Source organism: Niabella beijingensis, from assembly GCF_020034665.1.
GTDB lineage: Bacteria > Bacteroidota > Bacteroidia > Chitinophagales > Chitinophagaceae > Niabella > Niabella beijingensis.
Window position 1 is genome coordinate 1,055,220 of the sequence record NZ_JAIQDI010000002.1, and the last position, 25,334, is coordinate 1,080,553.

Genomic DNA, 25,334 nt, shown 5'->3' on the forward strand with positions numbered 1-25,334 from the left:
CCAGCCGGGTGCAACATATTGCATCCGGGAAAATGTATATGAGAGAACAATGCTTGCGTACTTGCCATTAATCATTACATCTGCCATCATTTATCATTTAAAAAAGTTTGTGCTTATGCCATTAAAGGATTCAAGCCGCCGGCTTCATCACCGCAGTTATTGGGTGATCATTCTATTGCTCCTGCTGGCGCCATCGCTGCTGCGTGCCCAGCCAAAACAAATCCAGGGTACAGTAACCGATGCGAACAATGCCCCTGTACCCAATGCATCTGTTGTTAACAAGACTTCCGGGGCGGGAACGGCCACCAACGCCGAAGGCCGGTTCCGGCTCAGCGCTTCGCCGGATGACGTGCTGGAGATCTCCGCTGTTAATTATGAAACCACCACGGTTACTGCCGGATCGCAAACACCCCTTGCCGTCAAGCTGAATGCGAGTACTGCAAGTCTGGCGGATGTGGTCGTTGTGGGGTATGGTTCCCGGAGCAGACGCGATGTGGGCGGAGCCGTATTATCGGTGGATCAGCGGGTGCTGAAGGACCGTCCGGTAACCAATACCCTGGGCGCTTTACAGGGCGCTGCACCAGGATTGGTGATTACCCGTTCCAACGGACAACCGGGAAGGGAAGGGTGGACGGCTCAGATCAGGGGTATCACTTCGCTGGGCGGACAAAATGCCCCATTAGTGATTATAGACGGGATCGAGGGAGACCTGAATGCACTAAACCCCAATGACATTCAGAGTATTTCAGTGCTTGAGGATGCTGCTTCGGCATCTATTTATGGAGCCAAAGCAGGAGGCGGTGTGATCCTCGTAACTACTAAGGGAGGCCGACTCAACCAAAAAGCCAAGGTGGATCTGAACATGATGTATACCTGGAGAAAGCCCTACGCAAGACCTGAGCTGATTAGCTCCCGAAAACAGGCAGAGTTGCAAAATATTGCTAAATTAAACGGCAACCAGAACAGGGATTTTACCGATGAGCAGTTGGGATGGTTTGACGATCCGAACATAAATGACGTATGGAATACTAATACCAACGCCTGGGATTTTTATTATGATTATAACCTGGAAGATCTGCTGATGCGCAAGCAAAGCCCGCAACGTAATATAAATCTTACAGCAAGCGGCGGAGGGGACAAATCAACATACCTGTTTTCTATAGGGTATCTTGATCAGCAGGGTGTATTTAAATTCGGACCAGATAAATATGATAAATTTAATGCGCGGATCAATTATAATACAAAGCTTTCCAATGTATTTAGTTTAGATACCCGTTTATCACTAACAAAAGAGAATATTGATGCACCTTCCTTAGGTATTACTGGTGATGGCGGGTTAATGTACCAGGTATACTCTATCCGGGCGTCGCGCAATCCTATATTTACACCCGGAACAAATGAGACAAAGTATATGAGTATCGGGACGATATCCACTGCTTATCCAATTCTTAAGGACGGTGGATACGATATGGAAGACAGGTATAATGTGAATGGAGTATTCAGTTTGTCTGCTAAACAAATCCTGAAAGGGTTGGACCTGAAAGCCGTGTACAGTCCGGGGTTGGTGCTTTCTGATCGTGTACGATTCAATAAAACCATTCCGCGGTGGTCTATAGATCAGAACATGGTGCCCATTGCTGGAACTCCGATCAATCAGGTGAATTCGTATCAGAAAAGCAGACCCTATACCATTGATCAAAGTTTTTACACCACAGCAGACTATGAATATAAGATCAATGATCACAATTTTCACCTCTTAGCAGGCTATGAGTTCAAATCGCATCAATTTGATTGGTTGCAGGCCATACAACGTGCTTTAATGCTCAATGATTTTCCCACGCTGAATTATACCAGCCTGGCTAATGCTGATATCGGGAATGTTGGGGATAGTATCCCAGGAAATGCTTGGTTATCTTATTTTGGTCGACTTTCTTATAACTTTAATAATAAATATTATTTTGAAGGAACAGTCCGGCGCGATGGAAGTTCCCGCCTTTCGCCAGGTCATAAGTTCCAGACCTTTTATGCGGGCAATGTTTTTTGGAGAGCAGCGGAAGAGGAGTGGTTTAAAAATGCATTGCCCTGGATCAATGAGTTGAAACTTGGCGTTTCCTATGGTACGACGGGTGGCGCACAAACAGCTAATCCTAATGACAATAATTACGATTTTCAGTCGTTCCTGACTCTGGGTTACTATCCTTTCAACGATTCCCGTTCTGCTTATTTTTATCAAAACTACTTGCCCGCCGAAGGCAAGGCATGGGAGGTGATTCAAACTGCGAATGTGGGTATTGATCTCGAGGTTTTAAAAAGAAGACTGCGTATTCATTACGACTACTTTATTAAAACTAATAACAACGTATTTGTTGATCAGCAGCTTCCCGCCCTTTTGGGTGTTATTCCCAATGCGGCCAACCTGGCTGCCATTAAGGTGAAAGGATGGGGCGTTTCGGTGAACTGGAGCGACCAGTTCCGGAACGGGAGCTACTTTATATCCGCCAACCTGAGCGATGATAAAAATAAAGTAACCCGTTATGACGGATCGATCGCTTACGTTGCAGGGATCAATAAAAGTCTTTTGGGAATGCCCACCAATTCCATCTTTGGATATAAAGCAGACGGATATTTTGATAATGATCAGGAACTGACAGGATATCCGGTCCGTACCCCCGGCACAGGTGTGGGTGATATCAAATTGATAGATGTGAATGGGGATGGAAAGATCAACACGGGTAATAATACAGCTGCGGATCATGGTGACCTTACTTATCTGGGTAATACTAATTCTCGTTACGTTTTTGGCTTTAATGCAGGAGTTAATTGGAAAGGGTTCGATTTATCGATCCTGTTTAATGGTGTAGGAAAGCGAAGCATTTTGTTGGATCCTTATGCCACCATGGCCTACTACGATGGCTGGAGGATGCCCTGGGCCATTCACCAGGATTACTGGACACCGGAGAATCCCAATGCCAAATTTCCCAAATTACGTTTCGGTGACCGGATCAATGATCAGATCTCCTCACACTGGGTACAGGACGCCAGCTATATCCGTCTGAAAAACCTGCAGGTGGGCTATACACTGAATAAATCGGTACATAAGCTTAACTACCTGGGGGATGTGCGTATTTATTTTTCCGGTCAGGATCTCTGGGAAAAAACCGGGATGTGGTTCAACTATTATGATCCTGAAAACACCGATCGTGTGTCTTTTGGTTATCCGTTATGGCGCAGTTACGCTATCGGGCTGAATATCGGATTTTAAAAATTCGGACCCAAGGTCTGGGAAATAATTTAAAAAATAAAAGAACGGAATAATGAAATCATTATTTAATAATAACAACCTGATCATCATATTTATTTTTAGCATTGGAGTGATGATCAGCAGCTGTGTTAAACAGCTAGATAAATATTCGTCTTACAGGATTAGCGATGATATCTTTTGGAAAGATTCCAGTCATCTGATCATGGCGGTAAATTATCTTTATAGTAGCGTACCCGATTTCAACAGTGCAACTGAAGAATTATACAGTGATTTTGCCCTGGATATCCGGACACCCACGATCAATGCAATTAGTGAAGGCTCGCGTACCGCTCCTGCCAATGACGCACAATGGACCAATTCTTATGCATTTATCCGTGCAGCCAATAATGTCCTGGAAAAAGCGGTAAACGTTCCTGATGGTTCAATGAAAACCTACTGTATAGCCCAGGCACGGTTTTTTAGGGCCCTGGCCTATTATCGTTTGGTGCGAGCATATGGTGATGTGCCCTATGTCGGTAGAACCATTGCCGGAAGGGAGGATGAGGTACTATATACTCCGCGAACAGACAGACGGGCGGTTATTGACTCTGTTTATGCCGATCTCGATTTTGCAATGGCGATTTGCCCGCAGGCAGATCAGCTTCCGGGAAGTACTTCGGTACAGGGAAAAGCCGGGATGGAATATGGCCGCATCACGCGCAGCGCTGTATTGGCTTTTAAATCAAGGGTAGCTTTGTATGAGGGCAGCTGGGAGAAATATCATGACGAACCGGAATTGAAAGGAGCCAAGGATCCCGTAAGGCATTTTACCATTGCCAAGGAAGCGGCACAAACCGTGATGTCGGAAGGCCGGCACAGCCTGTACACAAAAGACGGGGACCTGAGTTTCCAGAACCTATTCAGGTACCCGGGGGAAACGTATGCAAACAATAAAGAGAATATATTGGTACGTTTATATGGTAAAGATATCTCCAATGTTGTTGCGAATAATGGAGGCTATATGCGGCCATTCCTTACGGATGGCGGAAACGCAGCTACACGGGCTTTTGTAACACTGGCATTGTATTCCGACGGATTGCCTGCCGGTAAATCACCGCTGGACTCCAATGGAATAGAAACCGGTTTGCTTACGGATTACCGGAACAGGGATCCCCGGCTGGTGCAGACCCTTTTTAAAGTTGGCGATCCCTATGCGTCAATATCCGGAGGAAACCCTACCTATGGTAATACCTATTATTATCATCAGCAAAAATACTGGACGGGTCAGGCCGACTTCCTGGCAAGCCCGAACCTGTTCCTGGACTTTATAGCAATCCGGTATGCGGAAGTACTGCTTAATTATGCAGAAGCTACTTATGAGTTAGGCGGAAGCATTTCGGACGTTGATCTGAACCTTTCGATCAACCTGTTGCGTAAACGTGCCGCAAATAATAATCCGGCGAAGCTGCCATTGCTGACAAATGCTTTTGTAACCACCAATGGATTGAATATGCGGGAAGAGATCCGCAGGGAACGGTCTGTAGAGCTGGCTTATGAAGGCTTCCGCTACTGGGATCTGATCCGGTGGAAAACAGCAGAGACCGAGCTTCCGAAACCATTGCTGGAACGTAAATATTTTGAGAATGTGAATTATGGCGGCAGCACCAAACCGCCCCTGGAGAATGGCTATGTACTTTATCAGAAAGGGAACCCCACGCGGAGATTCGATGCGGCCCGGGATTATCTCTGGCCGATACCAACCGCTCAGATCGGACTCAGCAACAATACGCTTACCCAGAACCCCAATTGGTAAGCTATTATTAAATAAATGTGCCAGGCAATGGCTGCCGGTGCTCAGTGTGGAGGGGGCAGCCATTGCTTTTTCATTTTTATCTTATCTTTCTTAGCTTGCGGAACAGGGAGGTCGTTGTTCTCAACAAATAATAATTGTTTTATTTAACTATGTATCAACAAAAAATTCTCACAGCGGTTTTATTCCTGATGCTGACCGCCTGCTCCGCAGGCAAACAGCATCGTACCACAGCTCCGGAAACTCCCGACCAGTTCGTGGATGAAAACATGACACATGCAGCTGGTCTGCTCAATCGCCTGCTGGATAAAGCAGACATCGGTTTTTCAGCACCCAAAGGTGCTTATCCCCGTACCATCGATAAGAAGGGCGCGCTGGTAACAACATCCATGTACGACTGGACCCCTGGTTTTTTCCCGGGCAGCCTCTGGTACGCCTATGAATACTCAAAAAATGAGGTGCTGAAAAATGAAGCGATCCGCTGGACGGAAAAACTGGAACCGCTCAAAAAATTTACCGAACATCACGACCTGGGCTTTATGATGTACTGCAGTTATGGGAATGCTTACCGGCTGACGCATAACAATGCCTATAAGGAGATCCTGGTACAGGCGGCACGTTCGTTATGCACCCGCTTTGACCCGAGGGTGGGCAGCATCAAATCCTGGAACCGTTTTGTTTCCTGGCACGGGAATAAGACCTACTATTACCCGGTTATTGTAGATAACCTCATGAACCTGGAATTATTATTCTTTGCCTCCGAAGCATCAGGGGATCCTTCCTTTAAAAATATTGCGGTAGCGCATGCCACAAATGCAATGAAGAACCAGGTACGGCCGGATTACAGTACCTATCATGTGGTCGCATACGATACGGCGTCGGATAAGGTGGAAGGAAGGGAAACGGCACAGGGCTATGCCGATAATTCTACCTGGGCGCGTGGTCAGGCCTGGGCCATTTACGGGTTTACGATGATCTATCGTTTTACAAAGGATCCGCAGTTTTTAAAGACAGCGGAAGGGCTGGCCGATTATTACGTCAATAATAAGAATCTGCCGGCAGATAAGATACCCTACTGGGATTTTAATGTAAAACAAACCGGTTATACACCCGGGGTGCGGTCGAATGCACTGCACGTAACACCGCTTTACCGTGATGCCTCGGCTGCCGCCATTACAGCTTCGGCCCTGCTGGAACTTAGCGGGTATGTGAATGACAGGAAAGCAGCCGGATACCGGGAGTTTGCGAAGGCCACGTTGCATTCTCTGGGCAGTCCGGCTTACAGGGCGGAACCTGGTACCAATGGTAATTTTATTTTAAAACACAGTGTAGGCAGCATTCCGCATAATGCAGAGATTGATGTGCCGCTGGTATATGCAGATTATTATTTTCTTGAAGCCCTGCTGCGCTACAAGAAACTGGCCCATGGCGAAAAGCTGACCAGCGAATAATAGTAAAGCAACTATTTTTTAGAATAGAAATAAGGATACAATATGAAACAACGGATCAGAAAATACGGATTGCTGCTGCTGGCAATTGTGGTGATATTACCAGTTAATGCCCAGCAGAACCGCAACACAAAACTGACACTGGCAGCTGCGGCAACCACGGGTGCGCAGGACCGCGCAGAATGGGTAAAGGCCCTGTATAAGATCGCCTACCCGGTGGTCCACAATCTTGCAGCCGGTACATTAAAACAACAGATGCCGCTGGAGACAGGACCGGAATATTATCTGCCGGTAAAAAAAGTGACCTACCTGGAGGCAGTGGGCCGGCTGTCGGCGGGACTGGCGCCCTGGCTGGCTTTGCCGGATGATGATACGCCGGAAGGGAAACTGCGTAAACAACTGCGCAAGGAATTGCTGCAGGGGCTGGCAAATGCCGTCGATCCCGGAAATCCGGATTACCTGAACTTCCGGACGGAAGGCCAGCCGATTGTGGATGCGGCCTATATGGCACAAACATTTTTAAGAGCGCCAAAAGCGTTGTGGGAGCCGCTGGATGCGCTGACAAAAAAACGGTTCATCGAAGAATTCAAATCCCTGCGCAACCGGAAAGGAGCCTATAACAACTGGCTCTTGTTCGCCGGCCTGACCGAAGGGTTTCTGATGAAGATAGGAGAGCAGTATGATCCGTCCCGTATTGATTATGCCCTGCACAAAATGAAAGAATGGTATGTAGGCGACAGCTGGTACAGTGATGGAGAAAAGTTCAGCATGGATTATTACAATTCCTATGTGATACATCCGATGCTGGTAGACCTGCTGGCGATCACCACAGAAAAGAAATTCTCCCAGAAAGAGGACTATGATCAGGCCTTACAACGGATGATCCGGTACTCTGAATTTTCGGAGCGCATCATTTCTCCCGAAGGTACCTACCCGGTATTTGGCCGTTCCGTTACCTACCGCACTGCGGCCTTCCAGGCATTAGGCCAGGTGGCACTGATGGAAAAATTGCCGGAGCACATAGCACCGGCCCAGGTACGCTGCGCGCTTACCGCTGTTATAAAGGATATGTATGATGGTCCGCAGAACTTTGACGGAAAAGGCTGGCTGGTGCTGGGTTTTAACGGGCATCAGCCCACGATGGCAGATCAGTATACATCCACCGGCAGCCTGTACATGGCCGCACTGGGATTCCTGCCCTTGGGATTGCCGGCAGATAACCGCTTCTGGACGGATGCCGCTGCTGACTGGACCAGCAAAAAAGCCTGGAGCGGGCAGCCGGTTAAAAAAGATTACAAAGTGGAATATTGAGCTATGAGGATTCTCAAATCTCATTCCGATAGCTATCGGGGCTCAAATCTCAAGTCTCAATAATCTGATAGCTGAAGACCGCAATTGCCGCAAAGTCAAGAGATCAGGCGCCCAGTGCTTTTTTGGCAAAGGCCAGGCATTTCTTTACTTCCTGTACCGCATCCGAACCTTCGGGTACTTTGTATTCCAGTTCAATGGTCACCGGTATATTGTATTTGTTGTCTTTGATCAGCGTAAGGATTTCACTGATTGGAGTATCTCCTTCTCCCCAGGGAAGATTTTCCCCGCCATGTGCTGCTGATTGCCGGTCTTTCAGGTGAATAGAGGTGATGCGGTCGTGCCGCTTTTTCATCAGGGCCAGTAAGGAGGCGCTGCTGTGGCCTGCTACAGCAATATAATGTCCACAGTCCAGGTTCATGGAGTTATAAGGAGATTGCTCAAGTGCTGTATCCCAGAGGGTGTCTGTGGCCTGGGTATGCGCGTGATAGCCGACATAGATCTTGTGTTTTTCTCCCAGTTTACCCAGTCGTGCGGTCTGTTGCGGGTCTTTGGGCAACTCTACTGTTACTGCAGTGGCGCCTAATGCTTTTGCTGCACGCATCGCGTACTCAATTTCGGCATCTGTGTTACCGGCGCCCAGGGCATTGGGCTTGTACGCGTATATTTTTATACCGGCCTGCTGGAACATTTTTTTTACCTGGCTGAACTTGTCCATTGAAACAGCGGCGCGCCAGGCAGCCATCTGGCTTTTATCTGCCGGACATCCCGCAAATTGCTCTACGGCATCACCCATCAATTCCACGGCACTGATGCCGGAGTTGACGGTATGCTGCAATACCTCCTGAAGGGTGCCGGGCATTGAACGGAAGGAATAGGTGATCACCCCGATCTGCACCCCAAAAAATTTTGAGTCGGGCTTTTTCTGCAGATAGCTGCCGGCAAATATCTTAGGGGCTGCCAGAGCGCCCAGGGCGGCCATGCTGCCTTTAAGTAAAAAATTACGCCGGGAGCAGGTACCGGTCTGATCAGCTGCAAGCATAGAATAAAATTTAAGTGTTGAATGCTGTCAAAGTTAAGCCCTCCTGTGTAAAAAAGGACGGGTTGGCAACATAAAATGAAGAACGGTATGCTGCTGCCTATGGAAAGCATATGTTGTAAATGATTAATTATGAATAGGGGTTTTCCCCACAGTTTTCCGTACAACTGTTCTTTGGAATTCATGATCCCGTTAACCGGTTATTTATTTATATTCGTTAATAAAATCCATCCAATGACACCTTCTTTGCCGGCCACCGAAATAGCGCCCGACAAACGCCTGCAGCGGTTGGTGGATGCAGTGCAGGAATTGTCTCTGGCACGCAATCTTGAAACCGTTACGCGTATTGTACGTTCCGCCGCCCGTGAGCTGACAGGCGCCGATGGCGCCACCTTTGTGCTGCGGGATAAAGACAAATGCTTTTATGTGGATGAAGATGCCATCAGTCCGCTCTGGAAAGGCAGCCGGTTTCCTATCGAGACCTGTGTCAGCGGCTGGTCGATGCTCAACAAACAGGCCGTGATCATTCCGGATATTTATCAGGACGACCGCATACCGGCGGAAGCCTACCGTCCCACTTTTGTAAAGAGCCTTGTAATGGTTCCCATCCGCACGATGGATCCGATCGGTGCGATCGGGAACTACTGGGCGCATACACATCATGCCACCCTGGAAGAAGCGCAGCTGCTGCAGTCGTTGGCCGATATCACCGCGGTGACCATGGAGAATGTACAGATCTACGCGGAACTGGAGGAACGGGTAAAATTACGTACTGCAGAACTCGAAGTGGCCAATAAACAGCTGGAGGCTTTTGCGTATTCGGTTTCGCACGATCTGCGGTCGCCGCTGGCGGGGATCCAGGGATTGGCCGGTATCCTGCAGGAGGAATACCGGGATCGGCTGGATGGGGAAGGACAGGAGCTGACGGACCTCATCCTGCAATGCGTAAAGAACATGACCCACCTGATCGATAACCTGCTGGTGTTCTTTACCACATCTCAAAAAGAGCTGAGGCCGGGAGATACCTCTATGAAAGAAATGGCGGAAGAATATTTTGACGCGCTCCGCAAACAGGAGCCGGAAGGACGGGTCTTTGAGTTCTCAGTGGACGAACTTCCGAATGCCGGCGTGGATGCAACGCTTATGAAACATGTATGGATCAATCTGCTGAGCAATGCCATCAAATACAGCCGGAAAAAGGATAAGACGGTTATCCGGGTAGGGTTTGAGGAAACACCACAACAAACGACTTATTTTGTCCAGGACGAGGGCAGCGGTTTTGATATGATGTATTACAACAAATTGTTTGGCGCTTTTCAGCGGCTGCACTCCGATCAGGAGTTTGAAGGCAACGGCATCGGACTTTCACTGGTGGAGCGGATCATCTCCCGTTACGGGGGTAAGGTATGGGCCACTGCGGCCGATGGTGCGGGGGCAACATTTTATTTTTCTTTGCCCAGGGAAACGGTCCGCTAAAAGGGATTTAGCCCGGACGGTTTGAAACGGGAGGCATCCCCATATGATCCAGTAAATAATGATTGAATTCCGATTTTAACCGGGTAAATTGTTTTTCGATCTGCAGCAGGTGATCGTGCAGGAGACGCACTCTTGTTTCAAGTTCCTGGAAATCTTGTTTCCCCTGTGTACCGGTTGCCAGTTCATCGAACTGGTTCAGATCATCCCTGAAGATGCCGATCCGTTCATCGTTTCGTATGAGTTTGTTTTGAAGCAGCTCGATCCCTTCCAGCAAATTGCTGTTAAAATCCTTTTTCAGCACCTCGGCGAGACGGTTTTTCATTATGATCGATTCTTCCATGATAAAACTCACGGCCCTTTTCCAGGCGTCATATTCATACCGGATCTGTTGCAACTTCGGATCTTCCATTATAAAACCTCTTTTTTAGTAATAAAAGCCCTGTTCCTGAGAGAACACGGCTTAATGAAACAGGGGCATCCTGCTTGTTCTGAAACAATTGGTTTGGCTGTGAACGCTGACACGGCCCGGTATAAGAACGTTAGTATACCGGGATGCTGTTTTTTGTGTGGTCTTGTTCTCCCTTGGTTTTACACAAATGGATCGTCAGGATGCCGGCATGGTATGCCGCATGAATGAATGTGGTATTTGCATCCGGTGGCAGCGCGATGTTCCTGAGAAAAGAATGGCTGCCGAACTCATGCAGGCAGTAATGCGCATCAGCCGGAAGCACCTCAGTTGTATTTACGGCGGCAATGGTCAGGATGTTTTTGTCGGTCTGGATCACGAATTGTTCTTTTTCCATACCGGGAGCTTCCAGTTCCACTTTATAACCATTGTGGATTTCAGTAATGTTCGCCCGGGGCAGGGTGGTTTCGCGGGAATCCGTATCGGCAATACCGGCAAGCTCCCCAACCGGAACGGCAGGGACATAGCAACCCGGGTACACAATACCGCCGGCTTTATCCGTTTTATCTGTATTCATATTGTTTTATTTTTTATACGGAGGCTAAATTAACTATGTTAAATGGCCGGTCATATGAGAAGGATTACCGGATTACCTGATTGTCATCACCCGGTGCTTATTCAGCGTGCAATAAAGACAGTTGCCAGCTGATTGCGAATGGTTGTCTCCACAAAACTGTTCCGGAATGCGACAGAGAGTGCCGGCCGGCCGTAGGCACCGGCGATCAGCAGCGGATTTTTAAAGCATTCGATCCAGGTGGTGAAATGCTTTTTGGAGCTCCAGTGCAGTTTCAGGATCTTCAGGGTTGCAAAATGTGCTGCTGCATACTCTTCGAGCAGTTGCCGGTGCGGGATGCGGTTGCTGGGTTCATCTTTTACATAGATGATCTGGGCCGGAAGTTTTTTATATTGGGGAAACAAAGTACAAAAACTGCGCAGGGCTTCGATGCTCTGCCGGGTTCCGTCATACGCCGCTATCAGTTGTTCCGGTGGATGCCCGTTTTCCCGGACCGCAATCGCGGGACAACCGGTCCAGTGCAGCAGCTCCTGCATATAGGCATTCGGTTGCACCTTATCGGCGCCCGCATACAGCAGTTCCTGGCTGAATACCAGGAGATCGGCATAATGCGTTTCGCGCACCCAAAAACTCCTGCTCCATGCATCATCATTTTTCTCTACCACCCGGTAATCGATATCATGACTCTTACACTGGTTCACAAAACGCTCAGGGCTGTTGTCTTCCGGCAGCGGAGCAGTACCGGAGGGTGTGGCAGGCGTAAAAAAGATTCCTTTTACAAACAGGGACTCCTGCTGCCGCAGCTGCTTTATAAATTCAAATGCGCCATGCGGGTAATGCTGCGTATTACAAACAAAAAGGATTTTTTTCATACAATTTTCTTTTGAACACCGGCAGCGGAAGCATTGCCGGCTCTAAACTTTTTTTACTTGTTCTTTTCACGGCAAGCTACATTGAAACAGCGGGCATTTGCAATGACAGGGATTAGCAGCCCCGGTGATCCCCGTCAATCGCAGCGTACCGATATTTTTGCGGCGGAGCCGGTGGCGGGGAGCTCGCCGGGATCACCCAGCCGTTTATTCCATCTCGATTTTTTAAAAAAAGTGCCGCATTTATTTCTTTGTATTTCAATTTTTCACCTATATTTGCACCCCCGCCCGGGTGGCGAAATTGGTAGACGCACTGTCTTCAGGTGGCAGCGTTCGCAAGGATGTGCTGGTTCGAATCCAGTCCCGGGCACACCGAAAGGGTTGTAAGTAACAGACTTGCAACCCTTTTTTATTTTCCCCGGAACAAGTCGATGTCTACGAAAGTCCGGATAACTTTGTATCTGAAAGGAATATTTTATCGGTTGTCCTATGCGGCCGGTTAAAATTTATAAACGGCTATTATAATGAAACGATTCATTCGGTTTTTAGTGACAGGCAATTGTATGCTGTTTATGTTGCTCTATTCCTGTGAAAATAATAAACCCCATTCAAAAATGCGACCCGGTTCCAGCCAACGGATATACAACAATGGCGTAAACATTGATTACAGTGATAACGGAACAGGGGACACCGTTTTGTTTTTTATTCACGGGTGGGGCATTAATCAGGGCTATTGGGCCAGTCAGGTTGCTGCGTTCTCCGAAGATTACCGGGTAGTCACCATCGACTTACCTGGTTTTGGTCAATCAGGTAAAAACAGAAGCACGTGGACCGTTGAAGATTATGCAAAGGATGTAAATGCGGTCATCTCTGCATTGAATCTGAAAAATGTAATTCTTATCGGCCATTCAATGAGTGGCTCAATTATCGTTGAAACAGCTATTTCTTATCCCCAACGGATTATCGGTATCGTTGGCGTTGATAATTTAAAAAATACGGGATTGATATTAACGCCTCAAATGGAAAAAGAATGGACGGAAGCGTATGCGGAGATAAGAAAAAATTTTAAACCGAGTGTGATCGGGGAAGGAAAGCATTTATTTTCACCTTCTACGGATAGTGGTATACAAAAAAGGGTGTTGAAAGATATGATGGATGCCGACCCGGTAATTGCAGTAAATTGCCTGGAAAATCTTGATAAATATCCCTTCTCGAAAAGACTGAAACAGCTTCACAAACCGCTGTACCTGATCAATAGTGATTATCATCCCACTGACACCCTGGCTTTTCGGAAAAACGGAATTGAATATCATTTATTAAATATCGGTTCAACAGGACATTACCCGATGCTTGAAAACCCGGATATGTTTAACCAGCTTTTAAAACAGGCGATAAATAGAATGACAACCGCTTCTGCAAAAAATTAAGAGAATCTTTCATTACCGCCAGCCGGAACCGCTTCCTGCTCTGTTTTCGCATTTTGCATTGAATACGCCCGGGCCCGGCCGCTGGTTTGAATGAAAGAAACGGTTGTGGATTTCAGCCGGCAAAAAAAAGCCAGCTAAAAATTTGTGAAACCGAAAGGTTGCGTATATATTTGCAACCAATTGGTTTCTTAATTTACTAACGAGAAGAAAATGAGACGTGATATTTTTCAGGCCATAGCCGACCCGACACGACGGGCGATCATAGGCTTAATAGCATTGCAGGCAATGACTCCCAACGCCATTGCAGAACACTTTGACGCTACCCGGCAGGCAGTTTCAAAACATTTGCGCATTCTTACGGAATGTGAACTGGTAAAACAGCAACACCAGGGCCGGGAGATTTACTATTCTCTTGAAATTGAGAAAATGAAGGAAATTGACCGGTGGTTAGATCAATACCGGAAGATCTGGGAAACCCGTTTTAATCAACTTGACCAAGTATTATCAACAATTAAAAAACAACGAAAATGAACACAGCATTGTTATTCGATTTTTCCGTAAACAGGGAAGACAAGACCATTCAGATAAAGCGTGAATTTAATGCCGGTCTTGAACTGGTTTGGCAGGCCTGGACCACTGCCGAGCTGCTTGATCAATGGTGGGCCCCCAAGCCTTACAGGAGCAAAACCAAATCGTTAGACTTTAAAGAGGGGGGAATGTGGCTCTATGCAATGATCAGCCCCGAAAACGAAGCGCTTTGGTGCAAGGCCGATTACGAAAAAATAGAACAGCAGAAAATCGTTTCCTGGCTGGATGCATTCTGCGATGAAAATGGAACGGAAAATACGCTAAAGCCGCGCTCGCATTGGACAAACAGTTTCACAGAAGAAAACGGCGTTACAACAGTAAGCGTCGTATTACGGCATGATAGTGTTGAAGATATCGAAACGATGATCGCAATGGGCTTTAAAGAAGGGTTTACAATGTGTATGCAAAATCTGGATGAGCTGCTCCTGGGCCGGTAAGATTTTGTTCTGGTATTTAATCATGATGATTCCGGCAGGCTATAAGTTGTACATGGCCTGCCGGTGCCGGAGGGTGGAATTTATTTTAAAGAAAAAATATCATACCGGACGTCAAACCGTCCCTGGAAAACATTCGTTTCCTCTGATGCCGGGCCTTCTTTTTTAAAGTACAAAACAAAATCACAGGCAATACGTTTTTCCGGGTTTTCAAAAAGAAGCAGTTTGAGCTTATTGGGTTTTGTTGAATCAAGCCGGTACGACTCGGAAATGGCCGCACTTCCTTTAAAAGGTGCAATGAACACACTCGCTGAAAAATCCCGGATGAATCCATCAATAGGAATACCGCCTTTTTTGAATGAAATCATAAACGTTTCATTATCCCTTCCGGACATCACATGGACGCGGTCCTCATCCACATTATAATTTGCCGCAACACCTTCACTCACCCAGGCCATGTCGTTCTTTTTTACGGTGATTGTTGATTTAGGTTTCTCCGGCAGGGTTGCGGGTTTGCTGCAGCTAGTCAGTAAAAAGATGCTTAAAACAAGCAGAGATGGCAACTTCATAATCGGTTGTTTAATGGTCATTAATTTTATATAAAGCAGGTTCAATATAGTAAAACGGTAAAATTAGCCCGGGCGCAACAAACGTCAAAATTATAATTATCGTTTGGAATTGCTACACGGATCTGTAAAGTGTACCGTCTTATTTTAATGTGTATCCCGGACATTCGATCCTGGCCTGGTACCCATATTCTCTGAATAACGGCGATGGCCGCCGGTAAGGAGCGGGTTGCCGGATACCGGGTGCTGGTTTTGGGGGATTGCTGAAGGCTGTTTATTGGTTTTACCCGGCGGAAATATTTTTCAGTGCCTCGATGATCGTTGAGAGTAACTGCCGGTCGATCTCCGGCTGTTGCTGATCGCTTATAACACGGAATTGCCCTTCATCGTCTTTTTCAAAGGTGAGCTCCCGGCCATTCACAATGATATAAACTTTATAGCTGTAGGCAAAGGTTGCCAGGCGTCCTTTCACTGTCAGTGGCTCACCCCGGTAGGTAAGGGGCAGTTCAAAAAAATGTTCCATTCTTAAATTAGGTCGCGAAGGTACGGGGAAATGGGCGGAGTGTGCGTTATCTCCCCGGGAATAATACAGTATCTTGTCATTGTAGCTATAGTATGACGGGATAAATCAATTTTGTAGACCCTTTGTAGGTGCCGGATTTTTGGAGAAAAGCCCTGTTCCGGCTCATCTTTGGAGCATGCAATGTTGCGATGAGCAATAAAACTTTAGCCGGTATGTTGATTTTGGATATAATAGCAGGAGCCGGGCAGTTTTGAGGCAGTAATTAAAATAACGAAACTAAAAATGAAGGCCATGACAGGATGGGAACTTGAAAAACCAAATGAGGATCTTTTATTTAAAAGGTTTAAGAAGATACGCTCTTTTTTGAAGGAATATCCCCTGGCAACTATAAGCAGGGATGATAGTGTTTTGCTTATTATCCGTAAATACCACCCGCAGCTTAACTGCGCTCCGGATGATCCCAATCATCCTGCAGACAATTACAGGATATGCCTGGCCTATTATACAATGTATAGCTATAATTATTTTGAATTACCGTTATTTGACTATCTGAACATTTCCATGACCTATGACAAGAACATTGCAAACTTTGCTATTATCATCAGCGCCCGGGAAATGACACGCACCACGAATATTGCAGAACTGTCAAAAAAGCTCAATAATTTTGAAATACGCACCGAACCCGAAAAAGCGGCAATCTTTGAACGCCTCACCAACGAGCCGCCCGAAGTGAAAAAAAGCGTACCGATTACCCAGACAAGCGTGGAATCCGGTATAATCGGCACATTAGCGCAGGGTGGTTTTGAAGACTGGTGGACCTCCGAAGAAGTAGCAATTCCTTTTTGGGATAACCGGCAGTTAGCCATTACGTTCATGGATTTCAATCCAAATGAAGATGCTTCCTTTTTGGAAGAAGCAGATGAATTGTTATCTGTTTTTTTGAAAAAGACCGCGACCGACCGTTTATCGGCCACCAGTTATGTATACCGGAATTGTATGGATTTTCTGGATGCGATTGGCTATGATGAGGAGGATGATGCCTTGTGGAATATGAAAACGCCGGAAGAAGTATGGCAATTTGTGGAATGCACCGAAATTTATATAAGTCGCGAACCTTATGAAGATAAAGGGGTTTATCTGCAATTAATCTGCGACTGCGGCTGGGAACAGGAGCATGGCCTTCAATTGGTGTATAACAAGCAGGGCCGGCTCATCCGCGTAAGTGCACAGGATGGGCATATCATGGGCTGGAAAGGCGATGGAATGGTTCCCGGGGATTAACCGGATAAAAAGAATAGCAAAGTAAGCTGCCCCGTTTTCAGCAATGTCAACCGTCCGGTATCCGGATTAAATTTCAAGACTGCGCCGTAGGTTTATACCCGAAAGTATTTGATGCCGCCGCCGGTGTCAGCTATCAATTCAACTGAGTTGAATCTAAAAGTCGGATCAGATTTGGGAATGTTAAAAAGTTTAGCCGACATTTGCTAAGTAAATTAGCGGATCGCTTATTCCTCCTGCGCCTTAACTGCAAACTATTGCGGAAAAGGATGCATGGATTAAAAAAGATGCTACAAAAGTAAAGGGCTAAACGGAGATGGAATATGCAATAGTTGATATAGAAACCACCGGGGGAAAGGCAACGGCGGGGGGCAGCATCACGGAAATTGCCATACGCGTTTTTGACGGCAATACGGTTATTGACTGCTTTGAAACGTTGGTAAAGCCTGCGCACCGGATACCCGCCTTTATCACATCGCTCACCGGTATTGACGATGCGATGGTGCAGGACAGTCCTGTTTTTGAGGGCATTGCAAAAGAGGTCTTTTCCATGCTTGAAGGCAGAATATTTGTGGCGCACAATGTTAACTTTGATTATTCTTTTGTAAAACATCATTTGGAAAGTGCGGGGTACAGCTATAAGGCGAACAAATTATGCACGGTACAACTTTCAAGAGCCATCAGGCCAGGTTTGCCTTCTTACAGTCTTGGCAACGTATGTAACACACTGGGTATTGAGCTGGATAACAGACACAGGGCGGGCGGCGATGCAGATGCCACTGTAGCATTATTTCAAAAGTTATTGCAATGGGACGGAATCAACGTTGCTTTAATAATGTTGGAAAGGGATGCCGAAGCGCAGCAAGCGGTGCCGGATAGAATAAAGGAAGATTTCGATGCCCTGCCGGATGGCCCCGGCGTTTATTATTTGCACAACGATGCGGGAGAGACGGTCTATGTAGGTAAGGCCAGGAACTTAAAGAAGCGCGTCGGACAACATTTTAAACAGCGCGGTCAAAGACCGAAGCGTCAGAATTTTATAAAAGAAATTACGGCGATCAGCTACGAAACCTGCGGAACCGAGCTGATGGCCTTCATACTGGAAGCGCTGGAAATTAAACGGATTTACCCCAGGTATAACCAGGCACTGAAAAAGTATGAACCAAAGTTTGGCTTGTTTGTACAGGAAGACCCGGAGGGCTATACCAGATTAAAGATTTCGGGGCTGGGGAAAAACGAACAGCCGGTCCAGGTATTTACAACGCGCCAGGGAGCGGTGAACAAACTAAGCGAGCTGAGCAGGCGTTTTGGATTATGCGCTGATTTATGCCGTTTACGGCATTGTGAACTGTGTCATCTTATTGATAAGAAAAATAACTTGCTTTGCTCCGCCAATCAGCCTCCCGGAGTTTATAATGAAAAAGTGATAAAAGCGCTTTCTTTTCTGAGAGAAGATACCGGGGCATTTTATATAGTTGACAAGGGAAGGAACCGGGATGAAAAAAGCTGTATTTGGGTGGAAAACGGGAACTTTTACGGGATGGGGTATATCGATAATACTGCGGACATTTATTCGCCGGATGATATTAAGGATCGTCTTACCCGGTATGCCGGCACCCACTATATCATGCAATTGATCATTTCATTTATATGCAAATATCCCAATAAGGTGGTTCCGATCACCGGTAACATGTTTTCCTGATTGTATCCGGAACCGTTGTTAAAACAATGTCAGCTGTCCCGGAGTGAGTGGAACACTGGCACAGGCTCCCTTATTTCCGGAAACAGCATAAACCGGCGTTTCCCGGTACCGCGAGGCGATTACAATAGTAGTGGTTGTTGCCTGATCCAGAAAAAGATCGCGGACCAGGTCTGGGTTGTTGTTATCGGCAGAAAGGTGGGAGAGCAGCAGGTGGCTCATATGTTCCGGCCTGCAGGAAAGAAAAAGATCAAGGGCTTCTTTATTGGATAAATGTCCCCGGCCGTCCCGGATTCTTTTTTTGAGGTGATAGGGATACCGGCCGTTCTCCAACAGCTCTTCATCGTAGTTGGCTTCCAGGAAAGCCGCATGGCATCTTTGAAAATGAGTACTGATATTCTCACAGACCTTCCCGATATCGGTAAAAATGCCGATACAGGTATGATTATCCTCTACGGTAAAGCTATGCGGATCTGCAGCATCATGATGTTTCAGGAAAGCACTGACCATGAGCGCGCCAATATGGACGGGAACTCCTGCTGACAATGGCCGTACCAGGTTGGGGTCCAGCTTAAGGCCTGTATGACGCAGCGTGCCCGGAGAGATGTATACGGGGAGCTGATGTTTACGGGACAGTACTTCGAGGCCTTTGATATGGTCGCTGTGTTCGTGCGATATGAATATGGCTTTTACATGCTTCATGGCCAGTCCCAGCCGGTACATTCTTTTCTCTGTTTCCCGGCAGGATAGGCCGGCATCTATCAATACCGCTTCGTCATCGTTGCCGATATAATAACAGTTGCCATTGCTGCCGGAATTAAGAGAAGTAAGATAAAGACTGGCCATGCTGCAAAATACTCTTTTTTTCGTTAACGGGCCGGATCTGCCGGAGCGCTTAAGAGAAGAAAAGGTGTTTGTAAAATCATGAATTTGGCAGGCCTGTTTTTTTTACCTGTAACGTAAAATCAGTGTTCGTAAAAACGGCAAATGCTGTGTCTTTGCTGTACATTGACATGATCTGTTAAGTCTCCTTATTAGCGGACAGGCAGATAATAGAAGACCACTGCGCCGGAACCAAAGGATTTTGTCTTTAAAAGTTTAAAGGCCAGCCCGCCGGTTACATTTTCAAATAACGGCAGGCCGCTTCCTGCTACAACCGGATGAACACAAAGCTGGAATTCATCAACTAAGTTCAACTTCAGCAATTGTAAGATCACACTCCGGCTGCCAACCAGGATATTCCTGCCCGGCTGTTGCCGGAGTGTGGAGACCGTTTCTTCGAGAGACCGGTCCGCCAGTTCCGCACTTTCCCAGTCGATACTTTTTAATGTTTTGGAAAAAACAACTTTTGGAAGCCGGTCCATGATCACTGCAAAATCGTCCATTGCCTTATTGCCGGTAGGATCTTTTACCACCGTTGGCCAGTATTCCATAAGCTGGTAAGTGATCCTTCCATAGAGAATGATGTCCCCGCTACTTAACAGATCGGCATAATGCTGGTGAATCTCTTCATCTGGAGTTATCGCCGTATGATCGCAATATCCGTCAAGGGTCATATTGATTGCAGCAATTACTTTTCTCATCATTTGCTTTTTTAATTGTCTGTTGTTTTTGGAATCAGGGGTCTTACATGACCACTCATTTTTCTGCTAAATCCGCGAATACATAGCTACATTTCCTATATCCGTATTACATGGCATCTCAAAATTAAACAATTTCCCGGCGCTTTCCATTGTTGCTGACGGTCTGCGGCTATGGGGCTGGTGTGTAAAGCCGGTGACGGGAACGCCCGTATCGGCAGAATCATCCAGGCGCACGGCATCTTATTTTGGTACGATTCGACAAAACATTGAACAAAATATATCGGGTGTATTTAATTCCTTTGCCGGTGTAATGAAATTAATTGAGATAGCTTGCTTTTCGCATCGGACGCATTGTTTGTGAATTAAATTTTATTCAGGACTTACTGAGGGAAAGAACTGTTTCTCTGAACGGGAGAACGATTCAGAAATATCGTATTGTCGCTGCTGATCAGCGGCAGCCATAGAATAATTTATAAAAACAAGATAACGCCATTATGAGATTTCAAAAGAGAACGGACTGCCTTTTCATTTTTTTCCTGTTTTTCGGCAGTTTTTTTTACGCCTGTAAAGACAAAGATCTGATCCGAAAGGACAGTTATGATCCCGGAAAGCCTACGGTATTTTCTGATTTTTCACCGAAACAGGGAGCGATAAGGACACGCCTTTATATTTATGGAGACAATTTCGGTACCGATGTTTCTAAAATACATGTTTATATCGGTGAACGGGAGCTTAAGGTAGTTGGTGCCAATGGAAAGCAGATCTACTGCTGGGTTCCGGGCCAAACCAGTACCGGGCAGGTACGGGTGGTCATAGATGGGAACACCCCCGTGGAGCATACATTCGCAGATCTGTTCACCTATACCAAGAGCACCACCGTGGGTACGCTGGTAGGTAATGTAGACGAGCTGGGTAATTCTTCCATTGTGGATGGCGATTTTGAAAATGCCCGGTTTTCCTACCCCGCATGGGTAACCTACGAACCGGAAAGTAATGTGTTGTTTGTAACCGAACTGGATCGTGCTGTAAGGAGGCTGGATCTGACCGGACAAACCGTGTCAACCCTGATTACCAACGGGCAGGCAGCTTTCACCAAAATGCAGACCACCACGCTCAGTTCCAATAAGGACACGTTATTCCTTTCGGATGATAATGGAAACCTTACCAGCAGGAATAAGGTAGCTATTGCGTATACGCTGCGTTCGGAAAACTATCGCCGTGTACATCCTTATATTTACGATCCCGCCTGTTTCTCTGCTGCGCCCCATCCTGTAACGAATGAGATGTTCTATAATGGCTTACAGGGTATCGGCATCAAGAAAGCCATCCCGGATCTGACAACCGGGGAGCTGCTTCCCAAATTACTGTTCAGGGTAGGAGGCAGTACCAACCAGTCTTCGCTTATCTTCTTTCATCCCTCCGGTAACTATGCCTATATCGTATCATTTACCCGCATCTACAAAAGTATTTACAATTGGGAGACCCGGGAGCTGGAACCGCCTATCCTCTTTGCCGGCAGCGCTACAGGAGGTGATGTGGATGCCATCGGAACTTCAGCAAGGATCGGCAGGGGATACCAGGGGGTGTTTGTAAAAAATCCGGCTTATGCCGGCCAGGCGGATGAATACGATTTTTATTTCTGCGATCAGAACAACCAAAGCATTCGCACACTTTCGCCCGCCGGCGTGGTTACCACCTTTGCCGGCAAAGGCAGTCCCACGCCCGACGGCAGCGTAAAAGGCTATATAGACGGCGACCCGAGAAAGGAAGCCCGCTTTGCCGATCCCACCGGGATCGACTATGACGCGGAGCGGAAAATTTTCTACATCGCGGAGCGCGACAACAAGCGCATCCGTACCATAACCGTAGAATAAAAGAGTACTGTTTACCATCATTTATTTTTAACCAATTGCTTTGTTGCTCCAGGCACATCAGGCCCTGGGTGCTCGGCCAGGCGATTATTGAATACCGATCAATGAGAAAAATTATTTTTATTCTGATAGCGATTGCCGGAGCCGTTACGGGTAGCTATGCACAGGATACTACCCGGATAGCTGTTACGGTTACCGGTACGGTTCTTAATGAGCAGAAAGAGCCCATGCAGGGTGTAACCGTTGCCATAAAAGACCAGCCCGGACTGGGTATCAGCACCAACAATAAAGGGGAATACACAATAGCGGCCAGTAAATACCAGTGGCTTGTTTTTTCGTATGTAGGCTACGAACAGCAGGAGGTATTAATAAACGATGCCTTGAAAATAGATGTAACGCTGAAGGCCTCGGAACAAAAAGCGATGGACGAAATAGTGGTAACGGCATTGGGCGCTCAGAAAAAAGCAACAGTAACCGGTGCCATCACCACGGTGGACCTCAGTACGCTTAAAACGCCCACATCCAGCATTACCAATGCACTTGCGGGAAATGTGTCGGGGGTGCTGGCGATGCAGGGGAGCGGTCAGCCGGGCAGCAACTCCTCCGAGTTCTGGATACGCGGTATCTCTACTTTTGGAGCAGGCACATCGGCCCTTGTGCTGGTGGATGGTTTTGAAAGAAGTCTCACCGAGATCAACATCGAAGACATTGAGACCTTCACCGTGCTTAAAGATGCCTCCACCACAGCCATATACGGTTCCCGCGGGGCAAACGGGGTGGTGCTGATCACTACCAAAAAAGGGAAAATGGATAAGGTCAGTATCAATGGTAAGTACGAGGCCTCCTACAATACCCGTACATTTACGCCCAAATTTGTAGACGGGTATACCTATGCCAGCCTTATGAATGAAGCGCGCATCACCCGGAACGAGGAAGCTTTTTATACTCCTGAGGACCTTACCCTGATCCGGAACCAGCTGGATCCGGACCTGTTTCCTGACATCAGCTGGATGGATATGTTCCTGAAGCCCGGAGCCTTTACGCAACGTGCCTCGCTCAATTTTGACGGTGGCGGTGCCCTGGCCCGTTACTTTGTATCCGGTAGTTATATCAATGAGGGTGGTATGTATGAAACCGATGAGAACCTGAGAAGTTATAATACCAATGCCAACTATAAACGATGGAATTACCGTGCCAATGTAGACATGAACCTTACCAAAACAACCCTTGTAAGAGTGGGCGTGAGTGGCTCTTTGGGTAAGCAAAACCTGCCCGGAGGTACCTATGACGAGATATGGGCCTCGCTGATGGGGCAAAATCCGATCTCCATTCCCATTAAATATTCCAATGGTAAAGTGGCTTCGCGGGGCGGTGCTGAAAAACAAAATCCCTGGGTGCTCATTACCCAGCAGGGTTATATTGAAAACTGGGAGAACAAAATACAAACGAACGTTACACTGGAACAGAATCTTAAATTCATTGCCCCGGGCCTGCGTTTTGTAGGGCGGTTTGGTTATGATAACAACAACAAAAACTATATCCGCCGGATGAAATGGCCCGAAGGCTGGATCGCCGAACGGCAGCGGGAATCGAACGGGGATCTCCGGTTAAAACGTACCATTAACGAGCAATTGCTTACCCAGCGGTCCAGCGCTTCCGGCGACAGAGCTGAAACCTTACAGGGAGAACTTCACTACAGTAAAACCATTCAACGCCACACACTGGGAGGGATATTGCAATATACCCAGGAAAAAAAGGTGAATACCTCTAACTATGGCACCGACATTATGCAGGGTATAGAACGCCGCAATCAGCGTGTGGCCGGCCGGTTTACCTATGGCTACCAGTCGCGTTATTTCTTTGATATCAACTTCGGTTATAATGGTTCCGAAAACTTTGCCACCGGACATCAGTTCGGGTTGTTTCCCGCTGTTTCCGGTGCCTGGAATGTAGCCGAAGAAAAATTTATACAGGATAACCTGAAATGGATGGACATGTTCAAGATCCGCTATTCTTATGGAAGGGTGGGGAACGATTATATAGGAGGAAGCGACAATCAGCCGATCCGCTTTCCCTATCTGGCTTCGTTTACCGATTCGGCCGGAGGGTACAACTGGGGCGATCTCGAAAGCCGGAACGCCTATTCCGGGCTTACCTATTCCAGAATCGCTTCTAACACCATCACCTGGGAAGTGTCTACAAAGCATGATCTTGGACTTGACTTTTCTTTCTTTGGAGATAAGTTCAGCGGTGCTCTTGATTATTTTCATGAACAACGCGACGGCATTTATATGGAACGGCAGTACATCCCGGACATTGTGGGATTAAGGGGGCAGGATCCCCGCGCCAATGTGGGTTCTACCTTATCCAAAGGCTTTGACGGGCAACTGAAATTTTCTCAGCAGATCAATAAAGTCAATCTTACCGCGCGCGGTACCATGACCTACAGCAAGAATGAAATACTGGAAGCCGACGAACAGTACAGCAACTACCCCTACACGACCCGTGCAGGTTTCAGGGTAAACCAGAACAAGGGATTGGTAGCACTGGGACTTTTTAAAGATTACGACGATATCCGGAACAGTCCTACCCAAAATTTTGGACGGGTGGCACCCGGTGATATTAAATACAAGGATATTAACGGCGATGGTACGATTGACGATAATGACATCGTGGCCGTAGGCGCTACCCGTTATCCCAACCTCGTGTACGGTTTTGGTCTGTCTGCCAGCTGGAAGGGTTTTGACGCCAGCGTGCTGTTTCAGGGAGCCGGCAAGTCCTCGTTCTTCATCAATGGCTTTACCGTGTACCCTTTCAGTCAGGGCGACTGGGGCAATATCCTTACTGATGTGGTTGAATCCGACCGCTGGATCCTGGGTGAGAACGAAAATCCCAACGCTGCCTATCCCAGGCTGAGTTATGGCGGCAGTGCCAACAATTACCGGGCTTCCACTTACTGGCTGCGCGAAAGCTCGTACATGCGACTAAAAACGTTAGATGCCGGGTACACGTTCCCCAAAGTTTTCACCAACAGGATGGGGGTAAAAACAATGCGCGTATACTTCCTGGGTACCAACCTGCTTACTTTTTCCAAATTTAAGATGTGGGATCCGGAAATGAACAGCACGAACGGCCAGGCTTACCCGCTGGCTAAAACATTCACATTTGGTTTAACCTTAAACCTGTAATATAAA

General features: G+C 47.1%; 20 protein-coding genes and 1 tRNA gene. 13 read left to right on the plus strand and 8 right to left on the minus strand.

Going from position 1 to position 25,334, the window contains the following annotated elements; translation table 11 throughout:
- The first annotated feature begins 115 nt into the window (after positions 1 to 115).
- The 4 genes from K7B07_RS20555 to K7B07_RS20570 all read left to right on the plus strand — a co-directional run bounded on the left by K7B07_RS20555 (position 116) and on the right by K7B07_RS20570 (position 7,810).
- Positions 116 to 3,262: a SusC/RagA family TonB-linked outer membrane protein gene (locus tag K7B07_RS20555; protein ID WP_223712418.1), complete on the plus strand. Its 3,147-nt coding sequence runs from the start codon at positions 116 to 118 to the stop codon at positions 3,260 to 3,262.
- 52 nt (positions 3,263 to 3,314) lie between these two features.
- Entirely contained in the window at positions 3,315 to 5,054 is a 1,740-nt protein-coding gene (locus K7B07_RS20560) for a RagB/SusD family nutrient uptake outer membrane protein (protein ID WP_223712419.1), read from the plus strand.
- A 149-nt stretch (positions 5,055 to 5,203) separates the two neighbouring features.
- Positions 5,204 to 6,502: a glycoside hydrolase family 88 protein gene (locus K7B07_RS20565; protein ID WP_223712420.1), complete on the plus strand. Its 1,299-nt coding sequence runs from the start codon at positions 5,204 to 5,206 to the stop codon at positions 6,500 to 6,502.
- A gap of 42 nt (positions 6,503 to 6,544) precedes the next feature.
- On the plus strand, positions 6,545 to 7,810 hold the full coding sequence (locus tag K7B07_RS20570) for a DUF2264 domain-containing protein (protein WP_223712421.1): 1,266 nt from the start codon (positions 6,545 to 6,547) through the stop codon (positions 7,808 to 7,810).
- A 103-nt stretch (positions 7,811 to 7,913) separates the two neighbouring features.
- Here K7B07_RS20570 and K7B07_RS20575 read toward each other — a convergent pair whose 3' ends face one another.
- Positions 7,914 to 8,849 (minus strand): sugar phosphate isomerase/epimerase family protein, encoded by a 936-nt coding sequence (locus K7B07_RS20575; protein ID WP_223712422.1) that lies wholly within the window; start codon positions 8,847 to 8,849, stop codon positions 7,914 to 7,916.
- A gap of 231 nt (positions 8,850 to 9,080) precedes the next feature.
- Between K7B07_RS20575 and K7B07_RS20580 the strand changes: the two genes are divergently transcribed.
- A complete protein-coding gene (locus K7B07_RS20580) occupies positions 9,081 to 10,322 on the plus strand; it encodes a sensor histidine kinase (RefSeq protein ID WP_223712423.1) in 1,242 nt (413 codons plus the stop codon).
- Positions 10,323 to 10,329: 7 nt separating this feature from the next.
- Here the strand turns inward: K7B07_RS20580 and K7B07_RS20585 are convergent, their stop codons facing one another.
- The 3 genes from K7B07_RS20585 to K7B07_RS20595 form a co-directional block, all read right to left on the minus strand.
- Complete coding sequence (locus K7B07_RS20585) at positions 10,330 to 10,731, minus strand: hypothetical protein (protein WP_223712424.1); 402 nt, start codon at positions 10,729 to 10,731, stop codon at positions 10,330 to 10,332.
- Positions 10,732 to 10,861: 130 nt separating this feature from the next.
- Positions 10,862 to 11,305 carry an Hsp20/alpha crystallin family protein gene (locus K7B07_RS20590; RefSeq protein WP_223712425.1) on the minus strand — a complete coding sequence of 148 codons (444 nt, stop codon included), beginning with the start codon at positions 11,303 to 11,305 and terminating at the stop codon, positions 10,862 to 10,864.
- Between the two features lie 101 nt (positions 11,306 to 11,406).
- On the minus strand, positions 11,407 to 12,174 hold the full coding sequence (locus K7B07_RS20595; protein ID WP_223712426.1) for a hypothetical protein: 768 nt from the start codon (positions 12,172 to 12,174) through the stop codon (positions 11,407 to 11,409).
- 283 nt (positions 12,175 to 12,457) lie between these two features.
- Here K7B07_RS20595 and K7B07_RS20600 point away from each other — a divergent pair.
- From K7B07_RS20600 to K7B07_RS20615, 4 genes are all read left to right on the plus strand, one after another.
- A tRNA-Leu gene (locus K7B07_RS20600) sits at positions 12,458 to 12,541 on the plus strand.
- Positions 12,542 to 12,785: 244 nt separating this feature from the next.
- On the plus strand, positions 12,786 to 13,598 hold the full coding sequence (locus K7B07_RS20605) for an alpha/beta fold hydrolase (protein ID WP_223713931.1): 813 nt from the start codon (positions 12,786 to 12,788) through the stop codon (positions 13,596 to 13,598).
- 210 nt (positions 13,599 to 13,808) lie between these two features.
- Positions 13,809 to 14,129 carry an ArsR/SmtB family transcription factor gene (locus K7B07_RS20610; protein WP_223712427.1) on the plus strand — a complete coding sequence of 107 codons (321 nt, stop codon included), beginning with the start codon at positions 13,809 to 13,811 and terminating at the stop codon, positions 14,127 to 14,129.
- Positions 14,126 to 14,623: an SRPBCC family protein gene (locus K7B07_RS20615; protein WP_223712428.1), complete on the plus strand. Its 498-nt coding sequence runs from the start codon at positions 14,126 to 14,128 to the stop codon at positions 14,621 to 14,623. Before K7B07_RS20610 ends, K7B07_RS20615 begins: the two co-directional genes overlap by 4 nt.
- Positions 14,624 to 14,703: 80 nt before the next feature.
- Here K7B07_RS20615 and K7B07_RS20620 read toward each other — a convergent pair whose 3' ends face one another.
- Positions 14,704 to 15,189, minus strand: coding sequence for a hypothetical protein (locus K7B07_RS20620; protein ID WP_223712429.1), 486 nt, complete (start codon positions 15,187 to 15,189; stop codon positions 14,704 to 14,706).
- Between the two features lie 280 nt (positions 15,190 to 15,469).
- Positions 15,470 to 15,709, minus strand: coding sequence for a hypothetical protein (locus K7B07_RS20625; RefSeq protein ID WP_223712430.1), 240 nt, complete (start codon positions 15,707 to 15,709; stop codon positions 15,470 to 15,472).
- Positions 15,710 to 16,000: 291 nt separating this feature from the next.
- On the opposite strand from K7B07_RS20625, the gene K7B07_RS20630 reads away from it, so the two are divergent.
- Positions 16,001 to 16,990, plus strand: coding sequence for a DUF6985 domain-containing protein (locus K7B07_RS20630; protein WP_223712431.1), 990 nt, complete (start codon positions 16,001 to 16,003; stop codon positions 16,988 to 16,990).
- Positions 16,991 to 17,303: 313 nt separating this feature from the next.
- Positions 17,304 to 18,689 (plus strand): exonuclease domain-containing protein, encoded by a 1,386-nt coding sequence (locus K7B07_RS20635; RefSeq protein WP_223712432.1) that lies wholly within the window; start codon positions 17,304 to 17,306, stop codon positions 18,687 to 18,689.
- Between the two features lie 18 nt (positions 18,690 to 18,707).
- On the opposite strand, the gene K7B07_RS20640 is transcribed toward K7B07_RS20635, so the two are convergent.
- Both K7B07_RS20640 and K7B07_RS20645 read right to left on the minus strand, forming a co-directional pair.
- Positions 18,708 to 19,532, minus strand: coding sequence for an MBL fold metallo-hydrolase (locus K7B07_RS20640; protein ID WP_223712433.1), 825 nt, complete (start codon positions 19,530 to 19,532; stop codon positions 18,708 to 18,710).
- A 188-nt stretch (positions 19,533 to 19,720) separates the two neighbouring features.
- Positions 19,721 to 20,272: a dihydrofolate reductase family protein gene (locus tag K7B07_RS20645; RefSeq protein ID WP_223712434.1), complete on the minus strand. Its 552-nt coding sequence runs from the start codon at positions 20,270 to 20,272 to the stop codon at positions 19,721 to 19,723.
- A 491-nt stretch (positions 20,273 to 20,763) separates the two neighbouring features.
- Here K7B07_RS20645 and K7B07_RS20650 point away from each other — a divergent pair, with 491 nt between their 5' ends.
- Both K7B07_RS20650 and K7B07_RS20655 read left to right on the plus strand, forming a co-directional pair.
- Positions 20,764 to 22,143 (plus strand): IPT/TIG domain-containing protein, encoded by a 1,380-nt coding sequence (locus K7B07_RS20650; protein WP_223712435.1) that lies wholly within the window; start codon positions 20,764 to 20,766, stop codon positions 22,141 to 22,143.
- A gap of 101 nt (positions 22,144 to 22,244) precedes the next feature.
- Positions 22,245 to 25,328 (plus strand): SusC/RagA family TonB-linked outer membrane protein, encoded by a 3,084-nt coding sequence (locus K7B07_RS20655; RefSeq protein ID WP_223712436.1) that lies wholly within the window; start codon positions 22,245 to 22,247, stop codon positions 25,326 to 25,328.
- The last annotated feature ends 6 nt before the right edge of the window (positions 25,329 to 25,334 follow it).